We start from the raw sequence: 17,800 nt of genomic DNA, 5'->3' as shown, positions 1-17,800 counted from the left end.
GAGCGCGGCTCTACCCAGTGGCAAAGGAGAAGCGCCGATGGCCTTCCGCTCGGACGTGCAGAGAGACAACACCGCGCACCAGCGGGACGCCGTGGCCCTTCCCCTCGTACCGGTCGGCGAGCAGATGATCAGCGGAGTGGCGGCCTTCCCAAGCCGTGCCACCGAGCGCCGTGAGCGCCTCGCCGCTGCCAGCGCCAACGCCCGGGAGGTACTGGGCCGTCACCGGTTTGCCGACGGCCAGTGCAGTCACGGCTGCGGCGTCTGGCCGTGCAACACCGTCGCCGACGCGGTCCAGGCATGCGACGGTGACCGATGACCGCACCCTCCCTCGCGCGGCGCATCGCCTTCAACGGCACCAGGCGGGAAGACATCCCACCAGCCCGGGAAGCCGTCGTCGGCATCGCCCGATCGTGGGGAATCACCGGGGACGGCCTGGACGACATCGCCCTGGTTGCCGGCGAGCTGCTTGCCAACGCGGTCATCCACGCCCCCGGACGGCTGCTGGCGGGGGTCTATCTCTCCCCGGATGGCGACCGGGTCGTGATCGAGGTCTACGACCCGTCGCGCAGGATGCCGACCGGGGCCGCGAACTTCGGCAACAGCGAACTGACCTGCGGCCGAGGCATGCTGATGATCGAAAGCCTGTCGGAGAGCTGGGGTGCCGAGCCGACCACCCATGGGAAGAAGGTCTGGGCCGAGCTGGCCGTCCCAGCCGTCGTGGTGCCCGAGCTCCCTCGCTCGGAGCGCCGAGCCGCCCTGATCGCCAGCATGGTCCGTGCCGATCGCCCCAGGCCGCGCCCCCATCGACCCACCCGACCCCGCGCGTATCAGTGGTTCTCTGAACACCGAGCCCCGCGCGCCCACCTACTCCGCCCGTACTGGTCCAGGCACACAGGCCGGGCGGTGACGGGGCCGGCCGCTCTTTCCCCCGGGAGCGGCTGGCCTCACCCTCGCATAACCCGCTGGGTTCAGCCGCGCATGCTCCACCTGAACTCGGGCCTACGGAAGGATGGATGAATGAGCGACTGGGACTTCGTGAAGGACAGAACCGCCACGCAAGGCGCGGTGTGGAAGTCGACAGACGGCCTGCTCTACAAGCGGACCGGTGGCGACGACCTGCGCGAGGAGACTGAGTTTCAGCGACTCGCCGCCGGCCTCGGCTACCCGGTCCCGGAGATCGTCGACAGTGGGTCGGAGAACGGGAGCTACTACGTCATCGAGCGATCCCTCGGCAGCGCCTCGCTGCACGAGGAGGCCCTGGCTGACGCTCTACGCGACGGACAGGTCAGCTACCAGGTGATCAGCACGGCGGCAGCCGTCTCGGCCAAGCTCATGCAAGCCCAGGCCAGGCACCCTCTGCCCGCCTCGCCCTGGTTCGAGAAGGCCGCCTTCGCCAAGGACGTCTTCGATGAGAACCCGGACTTCGACACCCCGCGAGTCCACGGCACGGTCAAGCGAGCCCTCGACCGGATGGCACTGCTGCCCACGGTTCACGGGCACCTCGACTTCGGCCTGCCCAACGTCCTGGCGGCCGGCGTCATCGACTGGCAACACCACGGCCCCATCCCACTCGGCTACGACGTCTACCCCGCGCTCGACATCGTCGCCTTCAAGGGAGGAGGCAAGGGCTACAGCATCAGCCCCGAACAGCGCGCCGCCTATGTCGCCGCGCTCGACGAGACCACCGCCTCCCTGATCGGGCAGCGGGTGAGCGAGCACCTGGGCGACTTCCTGCTCGTCAAGTGCTTCTTCTTCCTCGCCCTCATGCGGCCCACCGACCCCGCACGGCACGACAAGCACATCAAGTGGCAGTACCGCCGCACCCTCTTCACGATGGGACTTGATCAGTATGAGTCGTCCAACACGATCGACACCGACACCTTCCCCACTCTGGAACGGTTCACTGCTGAGCACCGGTAGGCCCGTTCCCGCCGTTCGGGACCGCGACTACCTGATGGACCATCACGGCGTCGTCTTCAAGGTCATCGGCGACAGCCACCCCGGCAGCCACTACCTCGGATACGTCAAGTACCACCCCGACGACAAGGGCGACCGCCGACTATTCGGCCAGACCTACCGGCAGAACAGCGTGGTGTCGAAGTCCTTCGGCATCCTGGCGGGCAGGCCGGAGTGCTACGTCTACTCCGACACCCTCGGCTGCGTCATCACCGGCATCCCGCGCGACGACATCGCGGTCCACTACTCCTGCCGCCAGGCGCTTGTGGCCATCCACGAGGAGCCGGGTGCCGTGGCCGACAACCCTGCGGGCAAGGACCTCTTAGCGATCACCGAGTGGGTCGCATCGAACGGCGCGCAGGGCCTCATCGGGGTCACCGGGTCCTTCCTCGTTGGCTGCTTCAACGAGCGTTCGGACATCGACCTCGTCTGCTACGGCCCGGAGGGCTACGAGGCCGCACAGGAGCTGTTCAAGCAGCCCGACCTGATCAGGCCGTACGACGGGGACGACCTGACACGGCTCTACATCCGGCGGGCGAAGTACATGGAGGGCAGCTCGTTCGACGCGCTCATCAAGCAGGAGAGGCGCAAGCTCCAGGGGCTGACCGCCAACGCCGGCGCGCACATCAACTGCGAGCCCATCCGCTCCGACCGCGACAAGACCTTCTCCCGGGTGACCTCCAAGGAGATTGGCGAGGTCTCGCTCCTCGCAAAGATCACCGATCACACCGAGGGCCTGACCACCCCGGCGGTCTACGGGATCAAGGTCAAGACCATCCTCAGCTCGACCATCGACGAGCCCGACTCCTTCGCCCGCAGGATCACCCACATGCGCTCGTATCTCGGCGCCTACACCGGCGCGTTCCGTACCGGAGACACCGTGCACCTGTCCGGCAAGCTCGTCCACACCCAGGACGGCGAGCGCAGCGGCTTCGGCATCGAGCTCACGCCATGGACCGTCAGCGGCTCCTACGTCGCCAACCTGGCCGGATAGGAGCGTGCCCATGATGTTGCTCATCGTCCGTCACGCCGAGTCCGTCGAGAACGCCGACAAGTACAGCGGCTTCTACCAGGACCCGCGTCCCTACAGCGGGATCGCCGCCCACAGCATCTCCCGCAGCATCGTCGGCCTGACCCCGCGCGGCTTCCGGCAAGCCCAGTGGCTCGCCGAGGTGCTCCCGGGCCTCATGAATCACGAGCCGCACGTCTACACCTCGACCTACCGGAGGGCGATCGACACCGCGCTGATCGCCCTCCCCGAACTCCCGGACGGGTGGCCCCAGCAGACGGCGCTCCTTGACGAACAGCACTACGGGGACGCCACCTACATGACCAAACGCGAGCTGTTCGACACCTACCCCGACCTGGCCGAGGACCGCCGACAGCGCAAGCACATCTGGACCGCGCCTGGCGGTGGCGAGTCCCTCGCCGAAGCCGTGAGCAAACGGGCTGCCGAGTTCGCCGCCCTGGCTCACTCCGAACTCCAGACGCCCTGCACGGTCGTCGCCTTCACTCACCAGACCGCCGCTGTCGCACTCCGCTCCTTGCTCGAAGACCGCGCCCTCCCCGAGATCCTTGCGGACGAGAGGAAGGGCAAGATGCGCAACGCAGCGATCCTCCACTACGACCTGCGAGACGGCCGGTTCGTCCGGACGGGAACGACCATCCCGCCGATCTAGGAGGAGCCTGTGCGACACCTGTTCCTCAACGGACCCGTCCAGAACGGGCCCTTCACCTTCGAGACCAAGCCGGGCAAGGCCGTCGGCATCCGACTCGCCGCAGCCCTGAACGCCATCATCGGCGCACCACCTGTGCCCCACCTGTGGAACACGGTGACCCTCGCAGGAGACCTGCGGCACCGCCAGGCGGACGGGACGCAGGCCCGCGAGGCGTTCGAGGCCGACCTCATAGCAGCCAAGTACCCGCCTGGGCAGTCACCGGTAGCCGGCACCTTGACCGACGCTGACGCCGAAGTGGCCAGCCTGGCCCTGGAAATGATCGAGAGCAACCTGCGAGCTGGCGCCCTCGTGGTGAGCCGCGAGACCGTCCCCACGTGCGGGGCCTGCGGCCACATGACCGGCGGTGGCTCTCACCCTTGCAACGCCTGCGGCAGCACCGAGACTCAACCCCGCACCGGCCTGCACCTCGTCGCCGAGCTCGCGAAGGACCGCCCAGTCCTCGACCGCTCGGACATCCACGCCATCTACCGTCAGCAGCCCAAGCACTTACAGAACACCGCCAGCAACGTCACCCAGCGCCTGATTCTCAGCCGAACCCGCGACCACGGCATCGATCTCTCACCGCTCGGGCTCGCCGGCCTCGTCCTCGACCCACGGGTCGGCATCCACGCCACCGTCCTTGCTGCAGCACGAAGGCATCAGGTGGACACAGTCGTGATGACCATCACCCAGAACGCGGCCAACCACGTCGCAGCCCACGGACAGCACTTCCGAGAGCACCTCGGCACTCGGCTGCAATATGCCCTGCACGGACATCTCCCCTATGACCACACAGCGGACCTCCGAACGGTGTATGAGGCTTACAAGGCGAGCCCCGGGACGAAGACAGCGTTCGAGACGTGGTTCCTCCCTCTTATCTCCCTGAAGGAGAAGACCGCGACTCGACCGCAGCAGCTTCCCGCGCTCTTCAAGCACTACATGCGGGCACACATGGTCCAGCCCGCCGAGGCCGACGAAGCCATCATCAACGCCATTCGGCACGCTGTTGCGAGTGGTGACGCCGGCTGGATCATGAACAAGCCGGAGCTGGCCACCGTGATGGCCACACGGAAAGCACTGGGCCCCGACCGCACTCCGGAGAGCTGACACGGACCTGCCGCCCACCACCCTGGGCATGGAAGCTGGTCGGGAGTGCACCCTCCTGGACGTCGCGCCAGGAAGGAGTGAGTAACTACGCATTGAGGCGCGACCAAGTTCACTCCGGTTAGTAAATCTACGTAACCGAATAAATCGCATCTACTACGTGCTCAAGGAAATCGAGACTATCGCGGACCATGGCGTCGCTAATCGGATAACGCGAGCGAGGAGGGGTTGGATCGGTATCGGCCTCATGTGCGATTTTGTTTCGCCTGTCGATGATTAGCTTTAGCTGGCGCTTGACATCCTCCGGCTTCTTGCCCATGTGAGCTGAAACGTCCGCCCAGAGCGAGGCGTCTGTCACATACCGAAAAGCGTCTGCGACTTTATCTGGCTGCTGAAAGCTCAAGTATCCATGCTGTTCCCTGATCTCCTCCTCCAGCCAGGAGGCTCCGCCATTGCTTAGTGCAGAGTTGACGGATGAAAGGCTTACGCGAAACCTGTCATACCCCTTGGCTTTCCGGTGATTGCCAAGTTGGGTTTCAATCATCCTCGCGCGCACTTCTTCATGGACAAAATGGTCGAACGCGCTGACTCCTTGAACTAGTGCGGATCGCAGCAAATCATCTGTGCTGATCGCCGCTGTCACTGTAGCTCGCAGGGCAGCGGCCGTGGCAATTAGGTCTCTAGCGTAGGAGGTGTTCTGCTTGAAGAGTGAGATCTCTGCGGCTGGCATTGAATATCACGCCTGCGAGTCTTGGATCAGCTTGTCGATGCGAGTGGCGAGATTGCTGAAGTCTGCGTGGAAGGAGTCCCGGGAAGCGACAAAGTTATCCAGCACGTCTCCGACCGCGCTGAGCTGTTCCTCGGTGAGGGAGAATACGGGGGTTGAATGTTCTTGCGAGCGAGAAATGAGGCTGTTGAAGTCCGCAATCATAGCCAGGTTCAACGACTTGGTGACACCGGATGCGGCGTAGACTGCCGGATCGAGAAGCAAATCCGCACCCTCCAGGGCCGGGTGGAGGTGATTCTCTACGGCACTGTTAATTTGGTTGATCCATTGCTGAAATGCCTTGGTGGGACCGCCCTTCCTGGGACGGAACTTCTGAATTACCGTTCCCAGTACTTTGAGGTTTGGCTCTGGGAATGGGTATGCGGCATCGCGAAGAACGGGCATCTTGCTGGCTTGGGTCGCCCAGGCCTGCCAGCGGGGGAGAATTCTGGCGAGTGAGTCGATCGCCATAACGGAGAAGATGTCTGGTGAGGTTGGGAGAAGGAGATAGTCGCTGATAGTGACGAGGTTCTGATTGATAGCTCCGAGCCCTGGGCTCATGTCAATCAGAACGTAGTCAGCTCCGATCGACCTTGCAGTCTCATCAATGAGGAAGTTGAGACTTCCGGGCAGGTTCTGGAGAGCCTGGATTGCTGCCGAGAGCTCTTGAGCGATCCCAAGTGTTACCTCGTACTCGGCGAGTCGCAGGTCGCCCGCCAGTAGGTGAAGGCCAGGGCGACCATTCACAGGGACTGGCTCAACCGCTTGAATCGAGCGCGGCTGAGCCTCAAAAGCGGGGGTGACTCCCGATCGGAGGGTATTCCCCCCCTGGGTCTCGTAGAATTGCTCCAGATCATTTGCGCCGCGGAAGCCGAGCACCATGCCAGTGAGGTTGCATTGTGGGTCTGAGTCCACCATTAGGACATTCTTGCCCTGTTCGGCCAGCATCCATCCAAGATTGAAGGCGGATGTTGTCTTGCTGACGCCGCCCTTATGGTTGAACAGTGCGATCTTCTGCATTTATTATTCCCAGGGTAGGGGATGCTGGAGCAGGTGGCTGGACTAGCAGGTTCGTTCATCGACAGGCTAGGTGGCGGCCGGAGCTGATGGCCAATCACCTAGCGTGTGGACTGCCAGACCTCTGGCGATCACGGTATCCGCTCGCCTGTCCGGGAGGAGCCATGACGACGATTTAGGTCGGCTTCCGCTTGGCCGGCCCGTGTGTTCCTTCCTTGGGCAGGGTCTGCGCCTGGGTGCGGTTGGGCCGACCGGGCGCAGGTAGTGGGCTGTCATCCGCGCCTCAGCGAAGGCCATGGTGGCCGGGCTGAGGCACCGAGTCGGGAGTCGACCTGCATGAGCGGACTGCACGTCAGCGCTGCCCCGAAGCTGGAACCGGCACCATCAGGCGACCTGCCAGACTGCAGAAATGACACTGAGTAACCGATCGCAACCGGTCGGATCAGGTTCCGGCTTGATCTTTTAGTCCGTAGGTTCAGCGCTCGAGTACCGGCGGTACACCTGTTTTGCGGCGGTCACACTGCCCCCTGAACCGCAGCGCAGCACCCCGAATCGTTCATCGCCCCGGGGGTGCTGTCTTTTGGTAGCACCTGCGTGAGCAGCCGTACTGAGATGCAGTCAGGGATGCGGCCAGCAGTGGCAGGATGGTGGGGCCGAACGTCACGGGGGAGTCATGCGGGACGCACTGATGGAGGACTTGGACGCTCGGCTGGCCGAGTTCGTTCATCACACGATGACGGACGCGCTGCTCGATGCGGCAGGGCATGAGGCGGCCATGCGGCTCCTTGGCCTCGTTGCTGAGGGGACGGAGGAGACTCGCACGGTCGACACCGACGCTCTGTACAGAGTGGCCGCGTTCTATTGGGCCCGGGCAGTTGCTCTAGGCGAGAGCGAGCTTGCTTCGGGGGAGTACGAAACGGCGATCCATGTCTTCGGTTTGCTGTTCCTTGCGGATCGCCGACGAGTTCCCCGTGAGCTTTGGCCCAGGCTGGTGCAGGATACCGGTCACGATCCGTGGGCCGATCCGCTCGAGCGTGCGGCGGACTTGGTGCTGGACTTCGAGGAGCACCTGGACTGGCGTGTCCTTGATCAGGCCGTCGAGCTCCTGAAAGCTCTGCCCCGCAGCGGAGACGGCGCCTACCAGGACACGTTGCTGGGTCTGGCGCACCAGCATCGGGCGACGTCGATGGACCGGTCTCCCATCGCGCGGGAAGCCGATGCGGACCGCGCCGTCGACCTGTTAAGCCGGGTGGCGGCACTGCCTGGGCCATCCGCTTTGCGCACCGCCCAACGTCTGTTGACGCTCGGTGGTGCCCAGGCCTGCCGGTTCGAGGTCTCCGCATTCCCTGGGGATCTGGCCGTCGCGGCGACTTCGTTCCGTCGAGCGCTGGAGAAGGCCGTGTCGGGGTCGGCTGAGCAGGCGGGGGCGATGGCTGGCATCGGGGTGGTGTTCGGACGTCAGGCGGAGTTGGCGGACCGCGAACCGGCCGATGCCGTCGCCCTGCTGGGAGAGGCAGTTGTCTGGTTGCGGAGGGCGGCCGACATTGACCTGGAAAACGGCCGGAGGCGGGAGCTTGCCAACCTGGCGAAGGCGACTGGTCTCCTCCTGGAGAGGTCCCTCCGGCTGAGCCGCGCCAGGGCGGCTGTCTACGACAGCGGCGAGGACACCGACGAGAAGGCAGCCCAGGCGCCGCTGCGGCCCGAGGTCAGGGTGCAGGCGCGCGCACTGATCGACCTCGGTGGGGAGGTGGCCCAGCGAGTGGTCGCCGAGGATGAGGCGCTGCGGCAGGTCGGTGAGCCGTCGTTCGAGCTGTCGGAACTCGCTGTGCACGCGGTCGTGGCCACCGCGTTGGACCTGGTCCGCTCGGGCTCGCCCCGCCGCGCGGTCACGCTGCTCACTCTCGCCCTGGAGGCCGCGCATCGGCGGTGGGGGCCGGACCGGCACACCCCCTGGTGGCCGGTGGCCGACGCCTATGTCGAGGCCGCCCGGCTGGCCCTGGTCGAGCTGCCGGACGGTGCACTGTTGGACCGTGCACGCGAGGTGGTCGGCCGGCAGATCGACGCACTGCGGCGCAGCGATGCCGCCGAGGACGCGACGGAACTCGCGGAGACCCTGTTCGCTGACGGGCTGCTGTGCGTAACTCCGTACACCGGGGAACTGGCGGACCTGTCGTTCGCAGCAGCCCAGCAGCTCTGGCTCGACCGTGAGGCTCGGCAGCGGGCCGCTCATGCCGCTGATCGGGAGGGCTCCGCGATGCCGGACCCACGAACTGCAGTGGAGGAGGCGGTCGTCCGGCTGAGAGAGGCGGCTGGGCTCTCCGAGGGCCATCAGCGTGGTCGTGCCCTCAAGGCTCTCGCCGAAGCTCTCTCGTTGCTGGCCGGGTTGACAGGGGAGTCGCACGATCGGGAGATCACGGTTGCGGCTCGAGAGGCGATCGAGGCGCTGGATTCGCTGCGTGATCCGCTCGGCTACCTGTATCTGCTGAGAGTCCTGTTCATGGTCGGCGAACTGGCGTTGCCGGGCGAGCTCGACGGCCTGCTCCCGGTACCGCTTGATGAGGTTCGGGACCAGCACGGGGAGCAGGAGGCCGCGAGTCTCTTCGCTGAAGCACTGACCCTCGCGGCAGCCGCCGGACGCCGTGACCTGGAGGCCGAACTCCTCGACGAGGCTGACCGTACGGGGCTCCGGCTCCGGCAACCTGCTCAGCTCAGGCTGCGATGGGGCAGCGAGGTGCACCTCCTCTGCGAGAACCGGCTCGACTGTCCCCCTCCGGAAGGCACCCGGGCGGTCGAGGTGCAGCTGCGGGCAGTGATGGAAGCCGAGGCGTGGCAGCCGGCCGAGCGCGCGGCGACCCTCGTCCACCTCGCCGCCCACTCCGGCGAGGACGACGAACAGGACCTGGGCCGCAGGCTGATCACGGAGGCCGCTCGAACGGCCACGGAGTGGTTCGACGAGCACATCGAGGCATCGGCCTACCTGTACGCCCGCCTGGCGTACGACCTGGCCGTACGCGCCGAGAGCGGACAGGACTGGGAGGCGGCTGCCGAGTACTTCGCCATGGCCGGCGCCCAGTATGTGATCTGCGCACAGGACGATCTGGCGCTCGATACCTTCGACGCCGGACTGCGCTGCGTGCAGCGGTGTGATGGTCCGGCAGCGAGTCGGGCTGCCAACGCGTTGGTCCAGGGATCGACTTCGCTGCGGGCGAGCACAGAGGAGGGGATCGGCTGGAAGCTCCGAGACCTCTACCAGTCCCTCGGCTACACCCTGTATGCCGGTACCAGCGTCGATGCCGGCGCCGCGTTCCTTCTCCACCAGGCAGCCAAAGGGATGGACTTCACGATCGCCACAGAGCGTCTGGGTCCGTTCGTTCCGTCGAGTGGACTCGCAGGGCTGCTCGACAGGATCAGGACCAGTGCCTCCCAACCACCGGATGCTGAAGATCCGTTCGGCGCCGAGGCCATCATGCTCTACTACGTCGGCTCCGGTGAGGCCGAGCCCGAGAGCGACCTCGACGCGTGGCAGCGCAACCTGCAGCGAGCCGCCGACCGTCGGATCAGCCAAGAACTCCACCTGACTCGGAACTTCTCGCGCAATGACCTCTTGGGGCTGGATGAGGTGCAGGCGCTGTTGCCCGAGGACACCGTGCTCCTGTCGCTCTTCCTCGGGCATCTTCAGAGTGCGAGCCAGGAAGATGTCCACAGCGGAATGCTGGGCCTGGCGGTGACTCGCGAAGAGGTGAGCCTGCGGAGCATGGTGCTGAAGGACGTTGATGGCGGACTGCTCCGTCTCACCCGTGGCGGGCACACGCTTCTGATGCATCCGTCAGCCGGCCCCATCGCCCTACTCCGCCAAGCCGTCACCGCTGACCCCCTGCACCGTATGGTGAGTCGCGAGGCGGAAGCCGAACTCGAGGGTGCCGCTGCTCACTGTCTGGCGGGCTTCACGAAGCTACTGGGCCGCTGGCACGCCCAAGGGAAACGCCACCTGTGCATCTGGCCGAACGGACCACTGCACTTCGTGCCCTTCCCGCTGCTGCCCACCGAAGAGGGACTCATCGCGGACGACTGGACGGTCACCCAGATCCCGAGCCTGGGCTCGCTCCGATCGACCGGGGCCAAGGGGACACCGCACGTGGCAGGCCGAGACATGGTCGCGTTCGGATCGGCAGCCGGAGGAGCCGAGCACGGACTGATCGCTGAGGAGGCCCTGGAGCGCCATGCGGCGGCGGTCGCGGGCGCTATGGATGGCAAAGCCGTGCTGGGAGGTGCTGCCACGCCTCGTCGCTTTCTCCGCGAACTCGACCATGCCCGCTATGTACACGTGGCGGCGCACGGCGCACACAACGAGTGGGCCCCCTGGTATCAGTGCCTGTTCCTGGCACCCGACCCTGACAACGACGGCAGGGTATTCGCACACGACATCCTCCGGGCCGACCTGCGCGGCGTTGAGCTCGTCACCATGAGTTCATGCGAGTCGGCGCTGGGCCGGTTCGATGCGAACGACAACCTGCGCGGTCTACCAGCCGCGTTCCTTGCAGCCGGCGCGTCGGCCGTCATCGGATGCCTGTGGCCGGTCCATCCGGACGTGGCCACCGACTTCTTCGGCAAGCTCTATGAACAGCTCTCGAGTGGCTCCGACCTGCGTGCCGCCTTCCGGACCGCTCAGCGCCATACGCGCAACAAGCATCCTGCATACCGGGATTGGGGTTCATTCTGTTTCATCGGCGACTGGCGTACCGCCCATACGACTCAAGGAGCAGTGCAGTGAACCACCTCGACAGCGATGTAGTCAGCCTGCAGGACATCGACCTGCTGCCCGTCCCTCGGCTGAACGCGCCGGCGCCATCGGCTCGCCTGCGGGGGCGGGTGTCCTTGGGCGCGGCCGTAGTGCGTCGACTCAGCGCTGAGGAGGCTGCCGCAGGGGATGAAGGCTGGCGCGACTTCCTGGAGTCGGAATCGGCGCACAGCGACTATCTGCTTCTCAGCCTGGTCTGCGCCTTCCGGCCCGCCGACAACGACGACCCGTTCGTCGACGCCGGTGTGGGTATCCGGCTGGAGGCACCTGACGAACCAAGCGACCGGCAGCCAATCGCGTGGTCCATCGCGCCCAAGAAGCGTCTTGCCCCCGCAGGTCGGATGGGGCGGATCACGCTGACCGCCAAACTCGCTATCGTCGAGTCCAGCTTGGACATCACTCCCGACCAGCAGAGAGAGCAGCTGTTCCTGGTGGGCATGGGCGAGCGCGACAGCGACCCTGAGTGGAGGTTTCGCGCCACGAGCGCTGTCCCCTTGATCGGAGACGAGACACTGAGCATCGTCGTCAAGACTCCTTCTGGCTCGCCCGTCCGGGCACATGTCTCGGTGGCGGCCACTGTCAAGCAGCGACGCCTCGGCCTGCTTCCTTATCGCGCGGACCTGCCCCCGGCGCTACGGACAATCGATCTCCGGTGATGGTGGCTACCGGAGGTTCTGCTCGCGGTCCGCAGTTGCCGTCGGCTCGGACGAGCGAGCCGCAGCCCTCGGATAGAATCCGTCGGCCAGCCACCGCGGACCCGGTGGGAGCGGGCATCAGCGGTTCCCTTGAGGGGCCCCGGCCTGCAGCCCGGCGGCCTAAGGGCGCCCCGCGGCAGCCTATCGATCTCTCCGTCCTTGTCGGCAGCAGCGCTTTCGTGGGAACGTTGCCCACGGCATGGATCTAGGGGGTGCCAGGTGAAGTTCGTGCAGCGGGCCTACGCGCATGTGCTCTTCAAAGAGAAGCTGTCCGAGGTCCACGGCGAGAGCTTTGAGGACTTCTTCCATGCGCTCATGCGTGCGGTGTCGCCCGACTTCGTGGCTGTTCGAACCCATGGCAACATCGGTGACCAGGGCTCCGACGGCTTCACTCTGCATGATGGCAAAATTTACGCTTGCTACTCCTCTCAGACAGGCTCTGTAGCAGACATCCGTACGAAGTTCCGTTCCGACCTTGCGAAGGCATTGGAGAAGCGCAAAGGCCAGTTCACAACCTTCGTCTTCGTGTTGAACGACGCCAGAGGTGCCGTTCACCCCGAGGTGGCCACCCTGCTGACCACTGCAGCCAAGACCCACCCCACGTTGAAATTTGAGGTCCTAGATCCGGTTGGACTTTGGCAGAGGTTTGTTCGATTGGACCTGGTGAGTGCGGAGACCCTGCTCGGTTGCGAGATACCGATCACGGATCTGGTGTACGGCATCGGGTTGGAAGACCTGACGCCGCTGCTGGAGCATCTCAAGCAGCATCGAGTCCCTGCCAACGCGATGATCAGTCTCGCTGAGGTAAGCGAGCAGAAGCTGCACTACAACGGTATCGACGGGGAGCTCTTGGAGTACCTGGTCCGGGGGCTGCGCTCCAGCCATCTTGTCGACCTGTACTACGGGGGCATCTCGCAGATCGCCGAGCACGACGAGGTTGCGGCACGTTTCAAGGCCTACTACGGCGAGTTCAGGGCTCAAACCTCCGACCCTGAGGTGATTCTGCTCGAACTCCTCGAGTTCATCCTTGGTAACGGCATGCCGCTGCCCCGGCAGTTGTCAGCGGCCTGGGTGGTGCTGGCACACTTCTTTGAGCGCTGCGACATCTTCGAGGCCCCGCCGGCGGGCTGGGTCTCCAGCACCATGGCAGGGGGCTCCGCGTGATCACACCGACCAAGGGCATCGCGCCGGACCGAGCTCTGCTGGCTGTGGGCGCGCAGATCCTGCTGCAACTGGATGAACCGCTCACCGTCAGCCAGGCGTGGGCTCGGCTGAGGTCGTGGCGCGAAGCCCATGATCACCGGTCGCCCCTGTCCTTCGGCTGGTTCGTTCTCGCCCTGGACGTTCTCTACGCCCTTGGTACCGTCCGCATGGAACAAGACCTGATCGTGCGGGGGAGGGCCCATGCTGCGACGACTGTCGGCTGACGATGCACGATTCAGGACAGTCACCTTTTCTCCCGGGCTGAACCTTGTCGTAGCGGACACCACCGCAGACTCTACGCTCACAGACAGTCGCAACAGCAGCGGTAAGTCGAGCTTGGTCGAGATCCTGCACTTCCTTTTGGGTGCGCAAGCGTCCAAGCACTTGGCTACGCGGCCAGCGTTGCGCAATATCATGTTCTCTCTGGAACTGGACTGGCCTCATTGCCCTGACGGCCTAACTGTGAAGCGCCAAGGGGCTCGACCCACTGTCGTGAACCTGGACCCAGACATTTCAGTAGCCGCCTCGGGGAGGCTGCCAGTTCCGGGTCAGGGAGCGGTTCACCTTTCCGAGTGGCAGGAGCTGATCGAGCGGGACCTCTTTGGACTTCGTGGGCCCCACCCCGGCGTCAGCGGACGCACATTGTTGTCATTTCTAATGCGCAGAGTCTCCGCTCATGGCTTTAACGAAGCCGTCAGAACGCATCGTCAGCAAAGCGAACCCGACGCTACTACCAACCTCGCGTACCTCCTTGGTCTGGACTCACGACTGGCATCTGAGTACCGAATCCTCGCGGCGAAGGAAGCCACCCGACGCCAGCTGCGGAAAGCGGTTAACGATCCTGCGTGGGGCCAGATCGTGGGCAGCACAGCAGATTTGCGTGGGCAGATTGTCCTGGCAGAGGCTGAAGTCGCACGCCTGACTGAGCGGATTGGCGACTTCCAGATCGTCCCCGCCTACGAAGAACACAGAGCACGCGCTGACGAGATCGACCGTCTCATCAAGCGCTTGGGCGAACAGGACGTCATCGATGTTCGCAACCTCGACGAGCTCGAGCGCGCCGTCAATGAGACAGCTGACACCGAGGTCGCCTATCTGGAGCCTGTGTACGAGGAGTTGGGAATTCTCCTAGGCGAGCAGGTCAGGAAGCGGTTCGACCAAGTAGAGAATTTCCATGCTTCAATCGTCCGTAATCGCCGTCGCTACCTGGAAGATGAGATTACGGAGCTTCGCGGCCGTCTTGCCCAGCGCAAGCAAGAGAGGGCTGCCCTCGGCGAAGAGTTGACTGAAGTGCTCCGCACCTTGCAGGAAGGTGGAGCATTGCAGGCCCTCACCGGCCTGCAGCAGATTCTCGCTCGAGAAATGGCCGCCCTTGAGGCTCTCCGAAGTCGCTATGCTTCAGCGCAAGCCCTCGAAAGCAGTTCCAGGAAGATTGCCGCAGAACGCGCTCGACTGCAGCAGGAAATGGCTGTCGATCTCGAGGACCGCCAGCTCCAGACTGCCGAGGCCACACTCCTGTTTGCTGAGTATGCCCAGCGGCTTTACGGTCAAGATCGACGCCGCGGATATCTTGCGATCGACGCAGCGTCGAACAGTCTGACGGTTATTCCGCGAATCGACAGCGACGAGAGTCGCGGCATCGGCAATATGGTGATCTTCTGCTTCGACCTGATGCTTGCAGTCCTCGCCAAGCGACACAGGCGTGGACCTGATTTCCTGGTACACGACAGTCATCTCTTTGATGGAGTAGACGACCGCCAGCTCACGGCTGCACTAAATCTAGCGGCCGAAGTTGCAGACGCCGAAGGACTCCAATACATCGTCACGCTGAACTCGGACGATCTGGCTAAGGCCCAGCTGCGGGGCTTCGAAGCCGGGCCTTATCTTCGAGAGCCGCGACTGACCGACGCGTATGAGAATGGTGGCTTATTCGGCTTCCGGTTCTGACCCGCGGCTGCCGCGTGATAGCGAGTCAGGGTTGATCGCGACAGCTGGAGCGGCGCTCGGCTCCAAGGGAACCTTTTCCAGTCTGCAGAACCTTGGTCCGGTACCGAAAGCCCATGCCGGAGTAGCAGACCTCGCTGTCCAGGAGCAGGCCGCCGATGCGCTGGCGGAATGCGTCGCGCCGCCCGATGCCGATCAGCCAGGCGGCCGTGAGGCGTGCGCGCCACTCGTAGGCGAGAAGAGCTTCCAGCTCGGCGTCGGTGATCGTGGCCGCGTCGTCGATCAGGTGTCGGCCAAAGCGTTTGGCGTGTGGCCACCCGGGTCGCAGGAAGCGGGAGCCGTTCAGTTCGGGGTAGCGCGGGTGGTCCGAGTCCTTCCTCGTCACGTAGCGCTTGATCACGTGGGCGTAGCCGAGCTCCTCCGGGTGCTGGAACGGCATGTCGTCACCTCTCTTGCGTGTCTGGGCTCAGGGTGGAGGTCCGTGCGGTCGATCCACGTGGGTGAGACGAAGACGTTCTCGCCGATGGGCGCTTCAGTGGCCTCCAGTAGGGACCACGCGCGGGCCTCCTCGACCAGGTCCTCCCAGGGCGCGGTCCAGTCGAGCTGCCAGTCCAGGCCGGGGCCCGAGATCCCGTACGTCTGCTCGCCCGCCCAGGTCCAGAACTGGGAGTAGAGGATCAGCTGGTCGTGGTCGGCGAGGTCGTTGATGATCTCTGCGAAGTGGGCTGTGGGCCAGCCGGGGCTGCCTGCGCCGGCAGCGGCGCGGAGGCGGGCGGTGAGCGGGGGTATGACGGGGGTGCGGGCGCCGAGATCGGTCAGGGCCCAGCGGATGCCGACGGGCTCGGACCAGTCCGGCGGGGTCGCCCGTTCCAGGCAAGCGCGGTAGGCGCGGCGCAAGGGTTCGACGGCGCCGTCGATCTCCAGGTTGGCCAGGGCCATCGCTGCCCATTCACGGACGGTGGGGTTCTCGCTGTCCAGCAGGCCGATCAGGGCCGGGCCGCACTGAGGGTCCGCGACCTCTTCGAAGACCTCGATGGCGGTCAACTGGCCGAAGCTGCCGAGGGCGGGCAGCCCGTCGATGATTGCGGGGATGGCGGCGCGGCCGACCCAGATCAGCTCCGCGCGGGCGTCGTACGATGCGCCGGCCTCTCCGTCCAACTGCTGGACGAGTGCCTCGATGTTGGACGTCATGATGCCGAGTGGTCCAGGCGCCAGAAGGTCGGCAGCCACCAGCAGAGCACCGAGCGGTCGGCCGGCCATGCGGCGCGTTCCTCGGCTTCCCAGTCCTCGAAGAAATCGCGCGTCGGGTCGATGGGACGCCAGGCCGGATCGAGCGGCTCGTTTGCCGTCGGCGGACGTACCTGCTTCCGGCTGCGCTGGTCGCAGGCACCGAAGTCCCGGTAGTTGCGCTGGGCCTCGATCAGGGGGGTTTTGTTCGCCCCTCCGGCCATGGTCGGCCACCGGAACTGGACCCCGTCGTCTTCCCAGAAGCAGACGGGGCAGATCTCGTACGAGCCAGGCATCTCGTCGAGCACGAGGTGCCCGCAGCAGGGACAGGGGTAGTGGTGGCTCACCTGCGTAGTCTCGTCGACGGGCCGGTCGGTGTGCCACGGATTTCCGCCGCTTCGGCGTACCCGGCCAGTCCGCAGACAGTCCGCAGGACACCTGTAAGCGACCGTCGGGCCCCAACGCACGCCAACGGAGAAATGCCTGGTCAGGGCGCTGTATGCGGCTCCGCCGCAGGTCAGGATCGGAGGGCAGACATTCCGCTTCAACGTGTGATCAGCTCGCCACTGCATGTCCCTTGTTTTGGGCAAGCGTGCAGGTCGGAGAGGGTCGGACTCCATCCATGGAGTCCGACCCTCTCCTCATTCCCGTGCTGACGTGGGACTCGCGGGAGTCCGTATCGGCCGCTGATCCGCCCGGAAGCCCTCGCTTGAGTGGTACGTTATTCGGTACTACTCGCCGAAGGGGGTATGCGCCATGTCCATCACCGCGAGCGAGGCCCGCAGGGATCTCTTCCCGTTGATCAAGAAGGTCAACGAGGATCATGACGCCATCGAGATCGTGTCCAAGCACGGAAATGCCGTGCTCGTCTCCGCCGAGGATTACGCCTCCTTGCGCGAGGGCTCCTATCTCTTGCGTTCGCCGGTGAATGCGCGCCGCCTACTGAAGGCGTACGACAATGCGCTGAACGGCATAGGGCTCTCCGAGCGCACGCTCATCGACCCCGACTCGGCTGATGCCGGGCGGGGTGTCGAGTGAGGCTCGTCTTCGAAGAACAGGGCTGGGAGGACTACACGTCCTGGCTTAAGAACGATCGCAAGACGCTCACGAGGATCAACAAGCTCATCGAGGACGTCCTGCGCGATCCGTTCACCGGGATCGGCAAGCCCGAGCCGCTGAAGTACCACCTGCCAGGGGCCTGGTCGCGGCGGATCGATGACGAGCATCGCCTCGTCTACCTGGTCACTGACCGGGAAATCATCATCCTGGCGGCCCGCTACTGAACTTGATTGGGTGATGTCGGGGCTGTTCGCCTGACGGTGGGGCTGTGGATCCGGTAGCCCTGGGGCATGAGGTACGCGCAGGGCGGCGG

At 64.9% G+C, this 17,800-nt stretch carries 18 protein-coding genes; 13 read left to right on the top strand and 5 right to left on the bottom strand.

What is annotated here, in order from left to right:
- Positions 1-37 precede the first annotated feature (37 nt).
- Genes AB0J08_RS28005 through AB0J08_RS27980 form a run of 6 tightly spaced genes read left to right on the top strand, consistent with a single transcriptional unit; the run spans position 38 to position 4,781 of the window.
- Positions 38-316, top strand: a complete 279-nt coding sequence (locus AB0J08_RS28005) for a hypothetical protein (protein ID WP_360640124.1) — start codon at positions 38-40, stop codon at positions 314-316.
- Positions 313-1,017, top strand: coding sequence for an ATP-binding protein (locus tag AB0J08_RS28000; RefSeq protein ID WP_360640121.1), 705 nt, complete (start codon positions 313-315; stop codon positions 1,015-1,017). The genes AB0J08_RS28005 and AB0J08_RS28000 overlap by 4 nt, the downstream gene beginning before the upstream one ends.
- Entirely contained in the window at positions 1,018-1,920 is a 903-nt protein-coding gene (locus AB0J08_RS27995) for a phosphotransferase (protein ID WP_360640119.1), read from the top strand.
- Positions 1,921-1,954: 34 nt separating this feature from the next.
- On the top strand, positions 1,955-2,950 hold the full coding sequence (locus tag AB0J08_RS27990) for a nucleotidyltransferase domain-containing protein (RefSeq protein WP_360640116.1): 996 nt from the start codon (positions 1,955-1,957) through the stop codon (positions 2,948-2,950).
- Between the two features lie 10 nt (positions 2,951-2,960).
- Positions 2,961-3,635 carry a histidine phosphatase family protein gene (locus AB0J08_RS27985; protein ID WP_360640113.1) on the top strand — a complete coding sequence of 225 codons (675 nt, stop codon included), beginning with the start codon at positions 2,961-2,963 and terminating at the stop codon, positions 3,633-3,635.
- A gap of 9 nt (positions 3,636-3,644) precedes the next feature.
- On the top strand, positions 3,645-4,781 hold the full coding sequence (locus tag AB0J08_RS27980; protein WP_360640110.1) for a hypothetical protein: 1,137 nt from the start codon (positions 3,645-3,647) through the stop codon (positions 4,779-4,781).
- 127 nt (positions 4,782-4,908) lie between these two features.
- Here AB0J08_RS27980 and AB0J08_RS27975 read toward each other — a convergent pair whose 3' ends face one another.
- Both AB0J08_RS27975 and AB0J08_RS27970 read right to left on the bottom strand, forming a co-directional pair.
- The gene (locus tag AB0J08_RS27975; RefSeq protein ID WP_360640107.1) at positions 4,909-5,508 is read right to left on the bottom strand and encodes a HEPN domain-containing protein; all 600 of its coding nucleotides are present in this window, start codon (positions 5,506-5,508) and stop codon (positions 4,909-4,911) included.
- A 6-nt stretch (positions 5,509-5,514) separates the two neighbouring features.
- Positions 5,515-6,564 carry a ParA family protein gene (locus tag AB0J08_RS27970; protein WP_360640104.1) on the bottom strand — a complete coding sequence of 350 codons (1,050 nt, stop codon included), beginning with the start codon at positions 6,562-6,564 and terminating at the stop codon, positions 5,515-5,517.
- Positions 6,565-7,234: 670 nt separating this feature from the next.
- On the opposite strand from AB0J08_RS27970, the gene AB0J08_RS27965 reads away from it, so the two are divergent.
- The 5 genes from AB0J08_RS27965 (at position 7,235) to AB0J08_RS27945 (ending at position 15,204) form a co-directional block, all read left to right on the top strand.
- Positions 7,235-11,332 (top strand): CHAT domain-containing protein, encoded by a 4,098-nt coding sequence (locus AB0J08_RS27965; RefSeq protein WP_360640101.1) that lies wholly within the window; start codon positions 7,235-7,237, stop codon positions 11,330-11,332.
- Positions 11,329-12,015, top strand: a complete 687-nt coding sequence (locus AB0J08_RS27960; protein ID WP_360640098.1) for a hypothetical protein — start codon at positions 11,329-11,331, stop codon at positions 12,013-12,015. The genes AB0J08_RS27965 and AB0J08_RS27960 overlap by 4 nt, the downstream gene beginning before the upstream one ends.
- A 258-nt stretch (positions 12,016-12,273) precedes the next feature.
- Entirely contained in the window at positions 12,274-13,218 is a 945-nt protein-coding gene (locus tag AB0J08_RS27955) for an ABC-three component system protein (RefSeq protein ID WP_360640095.1), read from the top strand.
- Positions 13,215-13,481 (top strand): ABC-three component system middle component 6, encoded by a 267-nt coding sequence (locus AB0J08_RS27950; RefSeq protein WP_360640092.1) that lies wholly within the window; start codon positions 13,215-13,217, stop codon positions 13,479-13,481. The genes AB0J08_RS27955 and AB0J08_RS27950 overlap by 4 nt, the downstream gene beginning before the upstream one ends.
- Positions 13,459-15,204 (top strand): ABC-three component system protein, encoded by a 1,746-nt coding sequence (locus AB0J08_RS27945; protein WP_360640089.1) that lies wholly within the window; start codon positions 13,459-13,461, stop codon positions 15,202-15,204. The genes AB0J08_RS27950 and AB0J08_RS27945 overlap by 23 nt, the downstream gene beginning before the upstream one ends.
- 25 nt (positions 15,205-15,229) lie before the next feature.
- Here the strand turns inward: AB0J08_RS27945 and AB0J08_RS27940 are convergent, their stop codons facing one another.
- The 3 genes from AB0J08_RS27940 to AB0J08_RS27930 are packed head-to-tail and all read right to left on the bottom strand — an operon-like array spanning position 15,230 to position 16,775.
- Entirely contained in the window at positions 15,230-15,640 is a 411-nt protein-coding gene (locus AB0J08_RS27940; protein ID WP_360640086.1) for a DUF6000 family protein, read from the bottom strand.
- On the bottom strand, positions 15,598-16,392 hold the full coding sequence (locus AB0J08_RS27935) for a HEAT repeat domain-containing protein (RefSeq protein WP_360640083.1): 795 nt from the start codon (positions 16,390-16,392) through the stop codon (positions 15,598-15,600). Before AB0J08_RS27935 ends, AB0J08_RS27940 begins: the two co-directional genes overlap by 43 nt.
- The gene (locus AB0J08_RS27930) at positions 16,389-16,775 is read right to left on the bottom strand and encodes a CPCC family cysteine-rich protein (RefSeq protein WP_360640080.1); all 387 of its coding nucleotides are present in this window, start codon (positions 16,773-16,775) and stop codon (positions 16,389-16,391) included. Before AB0J08_RS27930 ends, AB0J08_RS27935 begins: the two co-directional genes overlap by 4 nt.
- A 409-nt stretch (positions 16,776-17,184) precedes the next feature.
- Here AB0J08_RS27930 and AB0J08_RS27925 point away from each other — a divergent pair, with 409 nt between their 5' ends.
- Positions 17,185-17,466 (top strand): type II toxin-antitoxin system prevent-host-death family antitoxin, encoded by a 282-nt coding sequence (locus AB0J08_RS27925; protein ID WP_360640077.1) that lies wholly within the window; start codon positions 17,185-17,187, stop codon positions 17,464-17,466.
- Positions 17,463-17,711, top strand: coding sequence for a Txe/YoeB family addiction module toxin (locus tag AB0J08_RS27920; protein ID WP_360640074.1), 249 nt, complete (start codon positions 17,463-17,465; stop codon positions 17,709-17,711). Before AB0J08_RS27925 ends, AB0J08_RS27920 begins: the two co-directional genes overlap by 4 nt.
- Positions 17,712-17,800 lie beyond the last annotated feature (89 nt).

This window comes from Kitasatospora sp. NPDC050463 (genome assembly GCF_040655255.1).
Taxonomy (GTDB): Bacteria; Actinomycetota; Actinomycetes; order Streptomycetales; family Streptomycetaceae; genus Kitasatospora.
This window is presented reverse-complemented; position numbering and strand designations above follow the sequence as displayed.